This is a genomic window from Nonomuraea sp. NPDC026600, assembly GCF_040638335.1.
In the GTDB taxonomy this organism is placed as follows: domain Bacteria; phylum Actinomycetota; class Actinomycetes; order Streptosporangiales; family Streptosporangiaceae; genus Nonomuraea.
Genome location: NZ_JBEZYD010000008.1, coordinates 1 through 15,520 on the forward strand (window position 1 = coordinate 1; position 15,520 = coordinate 15,520).

Sequence of the window (15,520 nt, forward strand, 5' to 3'; positions counted from 1 at the left end):
CGGACGAGCCAACCCCGACCTTCTCCGCATCCGCGTGCTGCACGGTTACTGATCACGGAAAGTGGGCCAGACCCACACGCACTTGGCCGTTGACACCCCGCGCACTCCAGGCGGGAGCGCTCCCTCCGCCGCTGCGGCGCTGAAGCATCTCGACTGACAGGAAACACACGTGAAGAAATGGCCTGCTGTGCTGGCGGTCTTAGCGTCTTCGGCTCGCTGTGTTTACCTGAGTAAAGCGGACATCGGCGTAGCCTCGTCGCCTGCCGACCGAGGCCGGGTGGCGATCTGGTGGAAGCCGATGCCGCGTCCGTCCGGCGAGCCGGGCGGACCATGGTGGAGAGCCGCGTTGTCGGGGCCTGACTTCGCATTCCTGGAGGGAGTGCGGCTCTTGGGCCACCGCCCCGCCGGACGCTGTCCCGTTGGTGTGGGCACCAATGGGGGCGGGGACCGGGCGCACTGTCAGGCACCCGGCTGTCACTGACCATTACCGCCCGATCACCTTCAGTCGCAGTCGATCGGCCCAGAGAAACCGATCACAGTTCTTCGGGCGACCACAGGTTCGCTTGGCAAGCATCGGCAACAGTTCATACCCTCGATCGCCGCGACGATGGTCACCGGGGGTGGCGGCGCGAGCCGTATCGGATGATCCGAAGATTGAGACGGGGTTGGCCAAGCAGTTGTTCGCCGGTGGAACGGCCCGAATGATCGTGACCGCCAGGACTCAACGCCACGGGGTACTCCGGTCCGTGGGATGGGTCGACGCCGCAGGGCACGCTCTGGAAGGCGACCAACGGTGAATTCCGGCGCGAGCGGGCGGTCCTACGTCTCGGCGTACTACCTGAGCCGGTGGGGCGACGACGAGGCCCGCGACAACAGCGGCGCGGTCATCCCCGACTGCGGCTGACGCCGCGCCCCGGCGACTGACGCCGCCGGCTCGGCCCGGCCGGGCCGGCGGCACATTGTGAATACGGGCTGTGAACATATGTCAACAGGCAGGCACCAAACGGCAATCTAGGCAAGAATCGGTGGAGACCGAAATCGAGGAGGTTTCCCGTGCGCGCAGTTCTTGCCGCCGTGCTCGCGACGTTCACCCTGTTGGCCACCGGAGTCAGTCCGGCCAGTGCCGCATCATCCCTGTCGGCCCTGCCCGGTGGAAAGGCCAACTTCGTGGTCACGCAGGGGTTCCTGCGCGCCGCGTCCACGCAGAACTGGGTGCGCCTGGGTACCTACCAGTTCAAGACCAACGGCACGGTCAGCGCGAACAGCTACCTGTGGTGGCAGCGCAACCCCGAGGGCAGACAAGCCACCGGTGTCGTCCCGGATTCGAGCTGCGCGACCAAGGCAGGCGGCAAGAGCACCCGCGTACGCGCCTGTGACGTCCTGACCGCCCCCGGTTACACCGGCGCGCCGGACGAATCCCGTACCGGGACCTACAGCGTGGCCGGCAACGTGGTGAGCATCCGATGGAAGATCAACCAGACCTGGACCGAGCAGTGGCGCGTGCGGCTGTCGCCGGACGGCAAGCTCGCCCAGTTGCAGTTCGCGAAGAGCACCCTGGCCACCCACGGCTACGGCTACGGAAGCAACGCCTCGCTCACCACGCGCCGCGCGATGAGCTCCGTGCGGGCCTTCCCCGGAGCGCTCCGGCAGGACCTGGTCTCCTGGTCGGGCAATCACATCGTGAACTCGGCCAGCCAGCCCTTCAGCCAGTCCTCCTTCCGTAGCTGCGCCACCACGACCTGGTGCCTGACCTATCTGCAGCCGGCCTCCGCGGGCGCCTGCCAGAAGTCCGGCGGCTGCCCCAACTACGGCGGCGGCACCAAGGCGAACGTCAGCTCCATCCAGTACTACCTCACCAAGATCTCCAACACCGATCGCCGTGACACCCTGTGGCACTGGTGCACCTGCCTGGCCATGGAGCGCAAGACGTTCTGCTACTCGGGCAACTCCCACATGAAACCGCTGATGCAGATCATCGACGACAGCGGGGCCTTCCGCGGCTGGGTCGGTGCGGAGGCGTCCTTCTACCCCGGCGGGCCCAGGACCAAGGACATGATGGCCGTCTTCCGCCTCACCGACTTCCGCTGACGCGCGGAGCTCCGCGCCGGTCCTAGGACTAATTGCCGGTACGGGTCCAGGACCCCCGCCGGAGGTGCGGAGCCGCAGGTCATCGTAGGTTCGTCGGTATGACGAGGAACGCGTTGACGGCCGGCCTGGTGGCGATGGTGTCGCTGGTGGCCTTCGAGTACATGGCGGTCGCCATCGCCATGCCGGTCGTGGCCAAGGACCTCGGCGGGCTGGAGCTGTACGGGCTGGCGTTCAGCGGCGCGATGGCCGCGAGCGTCATCGGCACGGTGCTCGGCGGCCGGTGGGCGGACGTGCGCGGTCCTCAGGCTCCGCTGTGGACGGGGGCGGCGGGGTTCGCCGCGGGGCTGACGGTCGCCGGGCTGGCGCCGACCATGGAGGTGCTGATCGCGGGCCGGTTCCTGCAGGGCTTCAGCGGGGCGCTGGTCAGTGTGGCGTTGTACGTGGTGGTGGCCAGGGTCTACCCCGAGAGCCGGCATCCCAAGATCTTCTCGTTGTTCGCGACCGCGTGGGTGGTGCCCTCGATGGTGGGGCCGGCGATCGTGGGCGTGGTGACCGACACGCTCGGCTGGCGCTGGGTGTTCCTGCTGGTGCCGATCCTGACCGTGGCCGCCGGCCTGGTGCTGCTGCGCGGGCTGGCCGGGCAGCCGGTGAGCGGCGGGCAGAGCCGGCCCGCCCCCGGCCTGCTCGGCAAGGTCGGCTGGGCGGCCCTGACCGCCGTCGGCGCGGGACTCATGCAGTACGGCAGCGGCGGCGGGCGGCTGCCCCTGCTGATCGCCGGCCTGGTGGTGCTGGCCGTGGCGCTCCCGAGGCTCCTTCCCCGCGGCACGCTCCGCGCCGCCCGCGGGCTGCCTGCCGTGGTGGGGCTGCGCGGTCTGTCGGCCGGGGCGTTCTTCGCGGCCGAGGTGATGGTGTCGCTCATGCTGGTCGACCACCGCCACCTGCCCACGTGGGCGTCCGGGCTCGCGCTCATGGGAGGGTCGCTGACCTGGTCGTTCGCGTCCTGGGTGCAGGGGCGAGAGCTCTTCAGCCAGAAGACGAACCTGCGGTTCGGCTCGGCCATGATGGCGCTCGGCATTCTGATCATGGGTACGGTGGCGTTCACCTCGGTCCCGGTGGCGCTGGCGTATCCGGCGTGGATCATCACCGGATTCGGGATCGGGCTGGTGTACCCGACGCTGTCGGTGCTCACGCTGGAGCTGTCGGCGCCGGGGGAGCAGGGCGAGAACAGTTCGGCGCTGCAGGTGGGCGAGTCGGTGGTCTCGGTGGTGGCGGTGGCGGTCACCGCTGCGCTGTTCACCGCCTCGGGGTCGGGTTACTGGGCGGTGTTCGCGGCCACGCTGGTCATGGCGCTGGCCGGGCTGGCCATCGCCGGCCGGTCGATCAAGGACGGTTCGGCCACGGCGGCGGAACCGTCTCCAGAGTGCCTGCCTCGACCTGCGTGACGTCCACCCCCGGCAGGACAGGGCGCCTCAGTTCCGCTCGGCCAGGCATCGGTAGAGGGTGTCGACAAGTCTGGCGGAGAACGCGCCTGACATGGCCAGGTGGCTGCGGACGAAGCCGATGGAGACGCGGTTCACCGGGTCGCAGATGCCCATCTCGCCGCCACCTCCCTCGGCCCCGTACGCCTCGGGGGTGGGACCGTAGCGCGGGGGTTGACCGGGAGCCGCGAAGTTGCCGATATAGCCGAGAGTTCGCGGGACGAGGAGCGCGCCCGGGCCGTCCTCGCTGATCGCGTCAGGGCTCTTCACCCGGACCGTGCCGAAGGCCGCCACGGTCTCCGGTGACAGCAACCGCACGCTGTCCAGTTCGCCGCCCATCGCCAGCAGCGCGAAGAGCCGGGCGATGCCGCGGGCTGTGGAGGTGCCGTTGACGGAGGGGATCTCGGCGGCCAGCACACCGGGGTCGGCGAAGAACGTGTCGACCCGGTCGAGGAACGTGGCGCCGTCTCTCGCGGCGAACGCCTGGCCGGCCAGCGTGTCGGGATCGCGGGTGCGCGCCTGCCGCGCCTCGTGGAGACGTTCGGCCTCCGGCGGGAGGCCCGCGAACGAGAACGGGAGGACGGGCGCGACCAGCGGTTGTTCGGCCGGTGGCGTGCCGATCCTGGTGTCCAGCCCGAGGGGAACGGCGATCTCCTCGTGGAAGAAGTCGCCGGCGCGCCGGCCGGTGACGCGGTACACGAGCTCGCTGAGGAGCCAGCCGTAGGTCAGGGCGTGGTAGCCGTGACTCGTTCCCGGCGTCCAGGAGGGCGTGGCCGGGCGATCCGGTTCCGCTCGATGTCGCGGAGCGTGCGCACGCTCACTCTCGCGCGTTCGCTCACCTCAGCCTGCGTCAATCCCGCCCGAAGCCTGACCACACGCAGTCGCCTGCAGAACGACGCCGTCACCACGTCCATCGGGTGCCTCCCCTTGCTGCCGCGACACCTGTGCATTCTTGACCGGCCTCAGGGAGTTCACCAGGTAAAAGACCGGACACTTGGGGGACTCTCGATGCCGGCCCGCCCACGTGCGGGAGGAAGGTCGCCAGAGCCGCAGGGCTGGGCACGCACTCACTTTGACGCGGTGCGGGTCACTCCAACTGGTCCGCCGTGTAGTAGTCGCCGCCGATGATGATCCGCTCGTAGTTGGACTTGTCGACGATGAGGGGGTTGAGCAGGTAGGACGGGACGCCGTGGTCTTTGGTGTTGTTCACCTCGGGCTTGCCGCCCTTGAGGACGGCGTCGGCCATCACCACCGTGGCCTCGGCCAGCTTGCGGGTGTCCTTGAAGATCGTGGAGTACTGCTCACCCGCGATGATCGACTTCATCGACGCCGGCTCGGCGTCCTGGCCGGTCACGATCGGGTACGGCCGGCCGGAGGTCCCGTAGCCGTTGCTCTTGAGCGCCGCCAGGATGCCGATCGACAGGCCGTCGTACGGCGACAGCACGCCGTCCACCTTCTCGCCTTTCTTGCCGCCGGCGTAGGTCTCGGCGAGGATGTCCTGCATCCGCTGCTGCGCGATGCCGGAGTTCCACTGCGGGGTGGCGGCTTGCCTGAAGTCGGTCTGGCCGCTGGGGACCTTCAGCGTCCCGCTGTCGATCTTCGGCTTGAGCACCGACATCGCGCCGTTCCAGAAGATCGTGGCGCTGCTGTCGACAGGGGACCCGCCGAACAGTTCGACGTTGAACGGGCCCTTCGCACCCTTGTCGACGCCCAGCCCGGCCAGGAGGGAAGTGGCCTGCTGCACGCCGACCTTGAAGCTGTCGAAGGAGGCGTAGTAGTCGACGTTCGAGCTGTCGCGGATCGGCCGGTCGTAAGCGATGACCGGGATCTTTTTGGCGGCGGCCTGCTGGAGTTGCGAGGTCAGCGCGGTGCCGTCGATCGCGGCGACGATCAGGAGCTTGGCGCCCTTGTTGATCTGGTTCTCGATCTCGTCGGCCTGGGCCGGGACGTCGTTCTCGGTGTACTTCAGGTCGACCCGGTAGCCGAGCTTCTCCAGCCGCGACTTGACGATGTCGCCGTCGCGCGTCCAGCGATCGGACGACTTGGTCGGCATGGTGACGCCGACGAGAGCCTTCGCGCCGCCCGCGGATGGCGGCCGGGCCCAGATGACGCCGTTGGCCAGCACCGCCACTCCGCCGAGCACGCCGAGCACGCCGAGCACGCCGAGCACCGCGAGGAGTGGGCCTCGCCGTCGAATCCGCGCATCCGGAACGGCGGGAGGTGGGCTGGGGTTCTGCTGGGTGTAGGCGAGGGTCGGGTCGTGCGGTGGGGTGGTGTTGGGCGGTGCGGCCGGGGGTGGGGTGGCTTTGAAAGGGGCGGCCGGGGGTGGGGCGGTGTTGAGGAGAGCGGCTGAGGGTATGGCGGGCTGTTCCGGCGGTACGCCGAGGAGCCGGGCGACCTCGTTCTGCTGGCTCGTGATGAGGTCGTGCACAGGGGTTGGCCAGACCTGCGCCGACGGGGCGAGCCGGCCGACGGATTCCAGGAGCTGGGCCGGGCTTGGGCGGCGAGCCGGGTCCTTGGCCAGGCACGGCTCGATGATCTCCCGCAGAGCTGCAGGAACCGCGGCGAGGTTGGGTTCCTTGTGCACCACGTTATAGAGGGTTTGCGGCATCGAAGGCCCGGCGAACGGGCTGACGCCGGTGCACGCCATGACGAGCACCGTACCGAGCGAGAACACATCGCTGGCGGGGGTCAGCGGCTGCCCTTCGGCCTGCTCGGGAGACATGAAGTCGGGCGAGCCGACCAGCCACCCGGTGCGGGTGATCTGGCTGCCTTCTTGGCTGTCAGTGGCCCGCGCGATCCCGAAGTCGATCAGTCGAGGACCGTCAGCGGCCAAAAGGACGTTGGACGGCTTCAGATCCCGGTGGATCAACTCGGCACGGTGGATCTCCACCAGGGCGACCGCGAGCCCCGCCGCCAACCGCCGTACCGGCTCCTCCGCGAGCGCCCCCGCGACGTCGACGGTGTGACTCAGCGAAGGTCCGGGCACGAACACCGACGCCAGCCACGGCAGGGGCGCGTCCTCGTCCGCGTCTATCACTGCGGCCGTGTACGCCCCCGACACCAGCCGCGAGGCGTTCACCTCCCGCCGGAAGCGGGCCCGAAACCCCTCGTCCTCCACGAACTGCGGGTGCACCTGCTTCACCGCGACCAGCCGCCCGTCCGAGCCGCTGCCGAGGAATACCCGTCCCATGCCACCCCGGCCCAGCTCGGCCAGGACCCGGAACGGCCCGATGGCAGCCGGATCCGATGCTTCCAGCGGTTTCATCCACATCCCTTTCGGCCAGGACGAGTGAGGCCGAACAAGCCCTGCTTGAGAAGATCGAGAAGAAGTTTATCCACAGACAGTCACCAATGGTGACAAAACGAGTCAACCGCCCCAGCGGTGCTCGGGACCGAGGCCCTCGCCACGGTGACGTCCATTGCCGCAGGACCGGCGACAACGTCACCTGGGTTGTACTGGCGAGGCCGTGCGTCCCGGCCCGAGGTCGTCAGGCCGCGGGGATGCCGGAGTCGGTGCGATCGGCGTCGATCAGGTCGCTGAGCAAGGTGACGATGGTGGCGGCGAGGTCCGTCAGCGTGGTGTCGGGGATCGCCGGCTCGCGCTCGAATGCGCGCTGGACGGTACGCGCGAGCAGGTCCGCCCGTTGTTCCGGGCCGCCCGCTGGGGCGGCGCCTTGGGCGCCTTCGGCGCGCAGGAAGCCCTCGAAGGTGGCCTGGTAGGCGTAGCCGAGCTCGTCGGCGTGCATGTCGTCGCGGAGCAGGCCGTGCTCGGCGAGCAGTTCGAGGTAGGCGCGCGCCATGTTGCCGTGCCGGTCGTCGCGGGCGGTATCGGGGGAGCTGGTCAGCTTGCCGAGCAGGTGGGGGTCTTGCAGGAGGAACCCGTGCAGCAGGGGGCGGTTCGTGATGGCCAGGAAGTAGGCGCGGGCGAAGTTGCGTAGCAGGCATGTCCGCGGGTCCTGCCGCAGCGCCTGACGTAGCTCGTCCATCGCGTAGAGCACCTCGCGCGCGAAGACCGCGCCGAACAGTTGCTCGCGGGTCTTCCAGTGCAGGTAGACGGTGCCCTTGCCGATGTCGGCTCCGGCGGCCACGTCGTCGATGGTCACCCGTCGGTAGCCGTGGCGCAGCAGCAGGTCCGCCGCCACGTCGAGGATCCGGGTGGCCCGTTCGGCTCGCTGCTGTGGGTCGCGGAGTCGTTCGGTGCTGGTGCTCACGCAGGGACCATATGACCAGATGCGAGATTTGGTCAACCATCATCTTGCTGTTGACTAACTTTCAAATTTCGTCATATGGTCACGTCGAAACAGCGGCACCCCTTGAGACAGGAGCGAGTCATGAACACTCACGGCAAGACCATCCTCGTCACCGGCGCCACCGGGAACCAGGGCGGCGCAACCGCCCGCCACCTGCTCGCCGCCGGCTGGCGGGTTCGCGCCCTGGTCCGGGACGACACCGTGCCGGCGGCCGCCGCGCTCGCCGCCGCCGGCGCCGAACTCGTCCGCGGCGACCTGGACGACCGAGCCTCCATCGACGCGGCGATCCGCGGCGCGTACGGCGTCTACAGCGTCCAGTCAGCCAACGACAACGAGATCGCCCAGGGCAAGAACATCGCGGACGCCGCCAAGGCCGCGGACGTGCGGCACATGGTGTATTCGTCGGTCGGCGGCGTCGAGAGCCAGAACCGGTTCTACGTGGAGCACGGCTGGGGTCCATCGACAAGTGGCAGATCGAGGAGCACCTCCGTGGTCTGGGGGTGCCCGCGACGATCCTGCGCCCCGCCGGGTTCATGGAGGACTTCACCAGCCCGGCGCGGTTCTTCCAGAACGGCTCGCTCAACGTGCCCTGGCACGACGACCTGGTCATGCAGCTCGTCGCCATCGACGACATCGGGGCGTTCACCCCGCTGGCCTTCGCCGAACCAGCCGTCTACCTGGGCAAGACCATGGAGATCACCGGCGACAGGCTGACCGCCCCGCGGATCGCCGACGCGCTGAGCACGGCGGCCGGTCGCCAGGTGCCGCACACCCGGATTCCGCTCAAGACTCTCTGGGAGCACAACTCCGAGGTCGCGAAGGTCTTCACCTGGGCGAACGAGACCTACTACGACACCGACGTGGCGCCCTTGCGGAAGGCCCATGCCACCCTCATGGACTTCAGCACCTGGCTGGACCGATCAGGCAGGGCGCGGCTCCTGGCGCAACTGGACTCCCTGCCGGCGTAACCGATCGAACGCTCCGGCCAACGCGACTTTCAGCGCCGGGGGAGTGACGCGCAGAATCTACTGTCTGCGCAGCAACAGGTGGCCTCGGCGGAACCGTTCTTCCTCCAGGGGCTCACGCAGCATCCGGCCGACCTCGACGAACTCCGCCTCGTGCGCCAGCCCGGCAAGGTCGTCGATCGGCCACCGGTAAGCCGGCGCCACCGCGTGGTCGAACACCGTCACCGGGTCGCCCTCGGACTCGAAGAAGGCGAGCAGAAGGTGACCCCCCGGGGCGAGCACCCGGCGGAACTCGGCGAAGTACGGCCGCAAGTCCTCCGGCGGTGTGTGGATGACGGAGTACCAGGACACGACACCGCCCAGCGTGCCGCCGGTCAGGTCCAGAGCGTCCATCGAACCGACCTCGAAGCGCAGGTCCGGGTAGGCCTGGCGGGCCAGGTCGATCATCACCGGGGACAGGTCGACGCCGAAGGCGTCCAATCCCAGGTCCCGCAGGTGCGCTGTCACCCATCCGGGCCCACAGCCAAGCTCGGCCACGGGCCCAGCGCCGGCGGTCCGTACGAACTCGGCGAACGCGGCGAGTATCGCGCGATCCAGCGGCACCGTGGCGAGGTGGCCCCGAAAGAGATCGGTATAGCGAACGGCGACGGCGTCGTAGGCCTCCGCGGTGGCACTCAGATAGGAGGGGGATGTGGTCACGACGGACGATGCTAGCCCGTGGTCCGCGTCGCCGTGCCGGGACGGCGGCCGACGATCTCCGGCCTCGTGCCCTGTCAGCTCCGGTGACCGGCCAGTACGTCTCGGAGTGCTTCGCCGAATGAGGTCTGGGGGAACGCCTGCCGCCTGCTGGTGTAGGAAGGTAGGTCCAGGGCGCCGAGTGCGCGTTCCACCTGCCTTCCCGTACGCAGGGCGAGGACGAGGGTGACCGTTGGTTCAGCCCCGGCCTCGGTTCTGTGGACCACCTCCGCCGGCTGCGTATAGATGCTCCTGGCCACGTGACGCGTTCTGCGCTCGTGCTCGATTCTGGCCAGGGCATCGGTGCGGGTCACCCGGTCGACGGGGCCCTCGCCGCAGATGTTGAAAACCCGGAAATCCGCGCTGGACGGCTCCGCCACCTCGACGACGCCGACTTCGATGTTGTCGAGGCAACCGTGGGCGATGTAGCTGATGAGGTCCCACGTGTGATCGTGCATGGGGGACACCTCGTCGGCCGCCAAGCCTCGGCGCTGGGCGACCGGGGGCCACAGATGCAGTCGAAGTGTGGCGTGTCCCCATCGGGCGAGCGGCGTGTAGATGAAGCCCAGAGGATGCAGCAACGGCTCCACGTCGTGACAATCCTCGGCGAGGTCGTCGATCAATGCGGAACACGCCTTCTCAAGAGGCTGAAGGTTTTGCGTCTGAAGGAGGTTGGCAATCTCCGTAAAGTCAAACCTGTCGGCCAAACGGGACACGGATCTCCCCACGACGTTGCACCGATAGCTGCACATCCACGCATCCGAAGATCGCGAGACGCAGGCTACCTTAGGAGATGAGCCGCATCTCAGGGGACACGCCAGTCAGTCGCCGTAGGGGTTTGACGGGGCTGACGCCTGCTGGATGATGCACGCGACGTCATGGTCTGTATGGGACCGCAGGGGAAGATGGAGTTGCTCGAAAAGCTGTCTGATTTCCGCCATGGTGGGTGATTCTGCGAGCATGATGTCAGCGGCGGCGCTGAAGCTCACCAGCCGGCCCTGCCGGAAGCTGATCGACAGGTGTGTCAAATAGTCCGCGTAGAGTTTCGTGTAGCTCCGGATCCGGTACGCGGGCCACCCTTTGTCGCGGACGGTCATCAGGAGATAGTCGTCGCAGCGATCGAAGCGTTGGTTCGACCAGACCGAGGATAGCGACAACTCTATGTCCAGGAGCGAGCTCTGACTGTACCGGAAAGCCGCGAGAATGGTTGCCAGGCAGGACAGCTGAATATTCTTCCCGGTGCCTTCACCGTTGTTCTGCGGCCATAGTTCGCGAGTGATCTGCTGCTGGTATCTGGCATAGGCGTCGCACAGCGGTAAATCGTCTGGATCAAGGATTTCAATGCGGACGCGGATGGGTCTGCTGCGCATTCGCGACAGCCGGGCGAGCTCGGGCAGGGTTTTGGCCCGAAGGTAGGTGCCGGTGCCCCCCTTGAACTCCCAGAAGGCGCAGGCTCGACGGGCGTCCGCGAAGGCTCGGCTGATCGCCGGCCCGGCCAGGACCTCGACCTCTGCCAGACCTCTGAGAAGTCCGCGCACCGGCGCCAGCTCTCCGCTGAGATCCTGTGCCTCCCGGTGCTTGCCGAGCGTCGCGTCGAGCTCGTTGACGAGGTGGGAGAATTTACGCAGCACCGATTCGCCCGTGTCCTGCTTGCGCCAGCGGTCCCTGAGCAGTGAGAAGGCCAGCACGGCCAGCGTCACCAGAATCGCATTGTTCACCACGTCGATTGAGACGGTTTCCAGCACTCCGAGAACACTGAAAACAACTGCCAAAGCAAGCGCGAGCGCGGTGTCGGCCTGTTCCTTCGCCCGAATGAGCCACCGCCGCATGGCGCCACCTTTGGGAAGATCACGAGACCCGACCTCTCTGGAGAACTTCTACCCGAAAGCGCCATCAGCCAGACATGAACTGTTGCTCGCATTATGCGCGGCAGTCACATCACGCCCTGCATTCTCAAATACCTCTTTTATTCGCAAGCTCTCCGAGTCTGTTGGAGCACGGCGCGGATCATTGGGCGGCGCGTCCAGCAGGACGCCCGTCCAGCCCGGCGGTCCTCCGGTCAGCTCGGGGTAGCCGTTCATCGCGTCCATGAGCCGCCAGCCGTGCGGCCGCTGGGTGGCGCTCTTCACCGCCGCGACGAGGTTGACGCGTTCGGCGTTCATCCAGGCCAGTGCGGCGGCACTGTCCGTGAAGCCGATCGGGCGATCGCCGCCGACCGCGGGTGCGGGTGCGGGTGCGCGCAGCGTGTGGGGGTGGGCGAGGTTCCCGGCCTCTCGCACGACGCGCAGGTACCAGTCCATGAGCGCGTCCAGTGCGCGGGTACGGTCGGGTTCGCTCTCCTCGGCCCGGGCGCGTTCGCGGGCGTACTCCCGCATCAGGTCGTGGAAGGTGTAACGGCCCGGCTCGCCCTCCTCGACGAGGTGGGCGGCGGCGAGCCGGCACAACAGGTGATCGGTCTCGGCCAGGGGCGCACCGGAGAGCGCGGCGGCGGCCTCGGTGGTGAACGTAGGCCCGGGGATGAGACCGAGCAGCCGGAACAGCCGCCGTGACGGCGGATCCAGGCGGTGATAGGACAGGTCGAACGCGCCCCGTACCGCCGCGTGCGGATCTCCGACGACCGCCAGCGAGGACAGCCGGGTCACAGTGAGCCGGCGGACCTGGCCGGCGATGCCGGCGCCGGGGCGGCCGAGGACGCCGGCCGCCGCGATGCGCAGCGCCAGGGGGAGGTACCCGCAGACTCTGGCCAGTTCACGGGCGGCCTCCCGTTCGGCCGCCAGGCGCTCGACGCCGAGGAGCCTGCCGAACAGGGTGCCCGCCTCGTCCGGGGCCAGCATGCCGAGCGGAACGGGGACCGCGCCGTCCCGGGCGACGAGGCCGGCCAGGCGGTCCCTGCTGGTGATCACGGCGGCGCAGCGCCGGCCACCCGGCAGGAGCGGACGGATCTGCTCCTCGCTGCCGGCGTCGTCCAGGATCACCAGGATCCGCCGGTCGGCGAGCAGGCTGCGGTAGGCGGCGCTGGCCTCCTCCTCCGCGGCCGGCACGCGTTCCGCGGGCACGCCGAGCCCGCGCAGGAACTGCCCAAGTGCCTCGATCGGGCGCAGTGGCCGTTCCGGCGAATGGCCGTGCAGGTTGACGTAGAGCTGGCCGTCCGGGAACCGGGAGCGGATCCGATGCCCCCAGTGGAGGGCCAGCGCCGTCTTCCCCACCCCGCCCGCGCCCGTGATCATGGCGATCCCCACCGGGTCGCCGCCGGTCGCGACCGCGTCCAGCAAACCGAGCTCGGCCGCCCGGCCGGTGAACTGCCCCGGCTTCGGCGGCAGTTGCGCCGGCACCGCCGAAACCTCCGCGAAAACCTCCGCCTCCGTCCCGGCCGGGGCGGAGAGGCCGGGTGATCTGACGGTGAAGACGGTCCCCCGGAGGATCCGCTGGCGGAGCTGCAGCAGCTCCGGGCCGGGGTCCAGGCCGAGCTCCTCGAGGAGGCGGCGTCGGGTGCGTTCGTACTGCTCCAGTGCGTGCACCCGGCGACCCGCCCGGCATAACGCCAGCATGAGCAGTCCGACCAAGCCCTCCCGGAAGGGGTGCTCGGCGACGAGCGCGGTCAGTTCGGGGACCAGCCCGGCGTGCCGGCCCGCCCGCGTCTCGACGTTCAGGCATTCCTCGGTGATCGCCAGCCGTTCCTCGCCGAGGGCGTCGCGCAGCCGGTCCAGCAGCCCGCCGCCGGACACGCCGGTCAGCGGCTCGCCCCGCCACAGTGTCAGGGCCCGTCTCAGCCCGGCGGCCTGCGCCTCGTCGGTCTCCATGGTCCGCGCCCGGGCGACCGCGATCCTGAACTCGTGTACGTCCACCTGCTCGGCGGCGAGCACGAGCAGGTAACCCCTCGGGTAGTACGCGATCGTGACGCCGGCTCTGGCCAGGGCGGGCCGTAATCGCGAGACGTACCCCTGCACCATGCCCCGCGCGCCCGTCGGAGCCCGCTCTCCCCACAGCCCCTCGATCAGCCGTTCCACCGACACGGCCCGGCCCGCCTCCAGCGCCAGCAGCGCCAGCACCGCCCGCTGCCGCGGCGGTCCGAGGGGGACCTCCTGGTGTTCACGCCACGCCCGCACCGCTCCGAGCAGCCCGATCTTCAGTACGTGGTCGAGGGCCGGCAGTTCTAATCCGTCTGGCATATCGCTCCCGGTCTGGCACTCGTGGTTACACACCGCCATACGAAAGACACGAGACGCAGTCCAGTAGAAATCCTGACGAAATCAAGCCCCCGTGCTGTGCAGTGCGGAACTCTGAACGCGTTCTCGGGGGTTCATTCGCACTCGAATGACCATGGGATGAAAGTACGCGGTGCTCCCCGGAGCATCTCGGAAAGAGGCAACCTTGTCTTATCCGCACGACCTGATGAAGGACTTCGCCGGCGCGGTCAGCCGCTATCCCGACCGCCCGGCGATCACGCACAACGGCCGGACTCTTACTTACACCGAACTCGACGCGTGGGTGCGCGCGACCGCCCGGCGGCTGGGGCCGCGTCCCGGGGTGGTCGGGGTGATGGCGTCACGGTCGCCGGCGACGGTGGCCGGCCTGCTCGGCACGCTGGCGGCAGGCGGAACGTACGTGCCCATCGATCCGGCGCACCCGTGGCCGAGACGACGGGCGCTGATGTCGGCGAGCGGCTGTGCGACGGTGATCGCGACCGACCCCGCCGCGCTGGCTGAACCCGCTGAACCCGCCGAGCCCGCCGAATCCGCCGAGCCCACTGAATCCGCCGAGCCCGCCGAGCCCGGCGAGCGCCTGGTCGGCCTCCCGGACCTCCCCAACCCCGCCGAAGCCGCCCATAAGCCGGAGACGGACACGGTCGTCGCCGGGGACGATCCGGCCTACATCCTGTTCACGTCCGGTTCCACCGGCGCGCCCAAGCCCGTGGTGACCCCGAGGCGGGCCATCACCACCGCGACCCGCGCGCTGCGGGAGCTGTTCGGCCTCACCCCGGGCGACCGCGTCCTCCAGTTCGCCTCGCTGAACTGGGACACCTGCTTCGAGGAGATCCTGCCCACGCTCACCACGGGCGCGACGCTGGTCTTCCACGACCACGCCCACTCGGGATCGTTCCACCGCATGCTGCGCATGATCGGCGCCGAGCGGATCACCGTGCTGGACCTGCCGTCGGCGTTCTGGCACGAGCTGGTGCGCCACCTGGCGGACGAGCGGGCCACGCTGCCCGCGTGCGTCCGGCTGGTCGTCATCGGCGGGGAGGCGGTGAGCCCGGCGCGGCTGGCCGACTGGCGCGGGCTCGGCACCGACGGGATCCGCCTGGTCAACACCTATGGGTGTACGGAGACCACGCTCATCACCCACGCCATAGACCTGCACGGCCCGCTGGCGGCCGGAGGAGCGGGGGAGCGGGTGCCGATCGGGCGCCCCCTGCCGCACGTCAGGCAGCACCTCAGCGAGGACGGTGAGCTGCTGGTCGGCGGGCCGTCACTGGCGCTGGGCTACCGGGGCCTGCCGGAGGCGACGGCGGAGCGGTTCGTCGAGCTCGGCTCCGAGCGGTACTTCCGCACCGGCGACCGGGTCAGCGCGGCCGCCAAAAGCCCGGCCGCCGAGAGCCCGGCCGCCGAGAGCCCGATCGCCGAAAGCCAGGTCGCCGACGACGTGCTCACGTACGAGGGCCGGCTCGACCACGAGCTCAAGATCCGCGGCATCCGGGTCGATCCGGGCGAGGTCGAGGCGCAGATCTCCGGTCATCCGCGGGTGGGCGCCGTGGCGGTGGCGGGCGTCACCGTCGCCGACCACACGACGCTCGCGGCCTACATCGTCCCCGGCCCACCCGCCGACGACGACCCGGCACTGGCCGCCGACGTCCGTGACTACCTGCGGGACCGCGTCCCGTGCCATCTCGTGCCCAGCCGGATCACCGTCGTCCCCGAACTCGTCTACACGGCGAGCGGAAAAGTCGACCGGGCCGGTTCGCACCGGAGATACGCGTCCGCCACCGTTTGAGGGAGACCAT

At 69.1% G+C, this 15,520-nt stretch carries 11 protein-coding genes and 2 pseudogenes; 5 read left to right on the plus strand and 8 right to left on the minus strand.

Going from position 1 to position 15,520, the window contains the following annotated elements:
* Positions 1 to 1,053: 1,053 nt before the first annotated feature.
* Positions 1,054 to 2,088, plus strand: coding sequence for a hypothetical protein (locus tag AB0F17_RS20230; RefSeq protein ID WP_358024985.1), 1,035 nt, complete (start codon positions 1,054 to 1,056; stop codon positions 2,086 to 2,088).
* 98 nt (positions 2,089 to 2,186) lie between these two features.
* Positions 2,187 to 3,530, plus strand: a complete 1,344-nt coding sequence (locus AB0F17_RS20235; protein WP_358024987.1) for an MFS transporter — start codon at positions 2,187 to 2,189, stop codon at positions 3,528 to 3,530.
* Positions 3,531 to 3,557: 27 nt separating this feature from the next.
* Here AB0F17_RS20235 and AB0F17_RS20240 read toward each other — a convergent pair.
* The 4 genes and pseudogenes from AB0F17_RS20240 to AB0F17_RS20255 all read right to left on the minus strand — a co-directional run.
* Positions 3,558 to 4,328 (minus strand): annotated as a pseudogene (locus AB0F17_RS20240) (serine hydrolase domain-containing protein); the annotation flags it as partial.
* Positions 4,292 to 4,516, minus strand: coding sequence for a helix-turn-helix transcriptional regulator (locus AB0F17_RS20245; protein WP_358024989.1), 225 nt, complete (start codon positions 4,514 to 4,516; stop codon positions 4,292 to 4,294). The pseudogene AB0F17_RS20240 and the gene AB0F17_RS20245, both read right to left, overlap by 37 nt.
* 137 nt (positions 4,517 to 4,653) lie before the next feature.
* Positions 4,654 to 6,834 (minus strand): substrate-binding domain-containing protein, encoded by a 2,181-nt coding sequence (locus AB0F17_RS20250; protein ID WP_358024991.1) that lies wholly within the window; start codon positions 6,832 to 6,834, stop codon positions 4,654 to 4,656.
* Positions 6,835 to 7,057: 223 nt separating this feature from the next.
* Positions 7,058 to 7,780, minus strand: coding sequence for a helix-turn-helix domain-containing protein (locus AB0F17_RS20255; protein ID WP_358024993.1), 723 nt, complete (start codon positions 7,778 to 7,780; stop codon positions 7,058 to 7,060).
* A gap of 120 nt (positions 7,781 to 7,900) precedes the next feature.
* On the opposite strand from AB0F17_RS20255, the pseudogene AB0F17_RS20260 reads away from it, so the two are divergent.
* Positions 7,901 to 8,233, plus strand: a pseudogene (locus AB0F17_RS20260) (NmrA family NAD(P)-binding protein); the annotation flags it as partial.
* A gap of 59 nt (positions 8,234 to 8,292) precedes the next feature.
* Positions 8,293 to 8,787 carry an NmrA family NAD(P)-binding protein gene (locus AB0F17_RS20265; protein WP_358025620.1) on the plus strand — a complete coding sequence of 165 codons (495 nt, stop codon included), beginning with the start codon at positions 8,293 to 8,295 and terminating at the stop codon, positions 8,785 to 8,787.
* Between the two features lie 57 nt (positions 8,788 to 8,844).
* On the opposite strand, the gene AB0F17_RS20270 is transcribed toward AB0F17_RS20265, so the two are convergent.
* The 4 genes from AB0F17_RS20270 to AB0F17_RS20285 all read right to left on the minus strand — a co-directional run bounded on the left by AB0F17_RS20270 (position 8,845) and on the right by AB0F17_RS20285 (position 13,688).
* Entirely contained in the window at positions 8,845 to 9,483 is a 639-nt protein-coding gene (locus AB0F17_RS20270) for a class I SAM-dependent methyltransferase (RefSeq protein ID WP_358024995.1), read from the minus strand.
* 74 nt (positions 9,484 to 9,557) lie between these two features.
* Complete coding sequence (locus tag AB0F17_RS20275; RefSeq protein ID WP_358024997.1) at positions 9,558 to 10,142, minus strand: hypothetical protein; 585 nt, start codon at positions 10,140 to 10,142, stop codon at positions 9,558 to 9,560.
* Positions 10,143 to 10,340: 198 nt separating this feature from the next.
* Positions 10,341 to 11,348 (minus strand): hypothetical protein, encoded by a 1,008-nt coding sequence (locus tag AB0F17_RS20280; protein ID WP_358024999.1) that lies wholly within the window; start codon positions 11,346 to 11,348, stop codon positions 10,341 to 10,343.
* A gap of 48 nt (positions 11,349 to 11,396) precedes the next feature.
* Entirely contained in the window at positions 11,397 to 13,688 is a 2,292-nt protein-coding gene (locus AB0F17_RS20285; RefSeq protein ID WP_358025001.1) for a BTAD domain-containing putative transcriptional regulator, read from the minus strand.
* Between the two features lie 202 nt (positions 13,689 to 13,890).
* Between AB0F17_RS20285 and AB0F17_RS20290 the strand changes: the two genes are divergently transcribed.
* Positions 13,891 to 15,510, plus strand: a complete 1,620-nt coding sequence (locus tag AB0F17_RS20290) for an amino acid adenylation domain-containing protein (RefSeq protein WP_358025003.1) — start codon at positions 13,891 to 13,893, stop codon at positions 15,508 to 15,510.
* The last annotated feature ends 10 nt before the right edge of the window (positions 15,511 to 15,520 follow it).

Coding starts and splice junctions, on each gene's coding strand:
- AB0F17_RS20235 (WP_358024987.1), top strand. CDS start 2,187: ATGACGAGGAACGCGTTGACGGCCGGCCTGGTGGCGATGGTGTCGCTG.
- AB0F17_RS20245 (WP_358024989.1), bottom strand. CDS start 4,516: ATGCACAGGTGTCGCGGCAGCAAGGGGAGGCACCCGATGGACGTGGTG.
- AB0F17_RS20250 (WP_358024991.1), bottom strand. CDS start 6,834: ATGAAACCGCTGGAAGCATCGGATCCGGCTGCCATCGGGCCGTTCCGG.
- AB0F17_RS20280 (WP_358024999.1), bottom strand. CDS start 11,348: ATGCGGCGGTGGCTCATTCGGGCGAAGGAACAGGCCGACACCGCGCTC.
- AB0F17_RS20285 (WP_358025001.1), bottom strand. CDS start 13,688: ATGCCAGACGGATTAGAACTGCCGGCCCTCGACCACGTACTGAAGATC.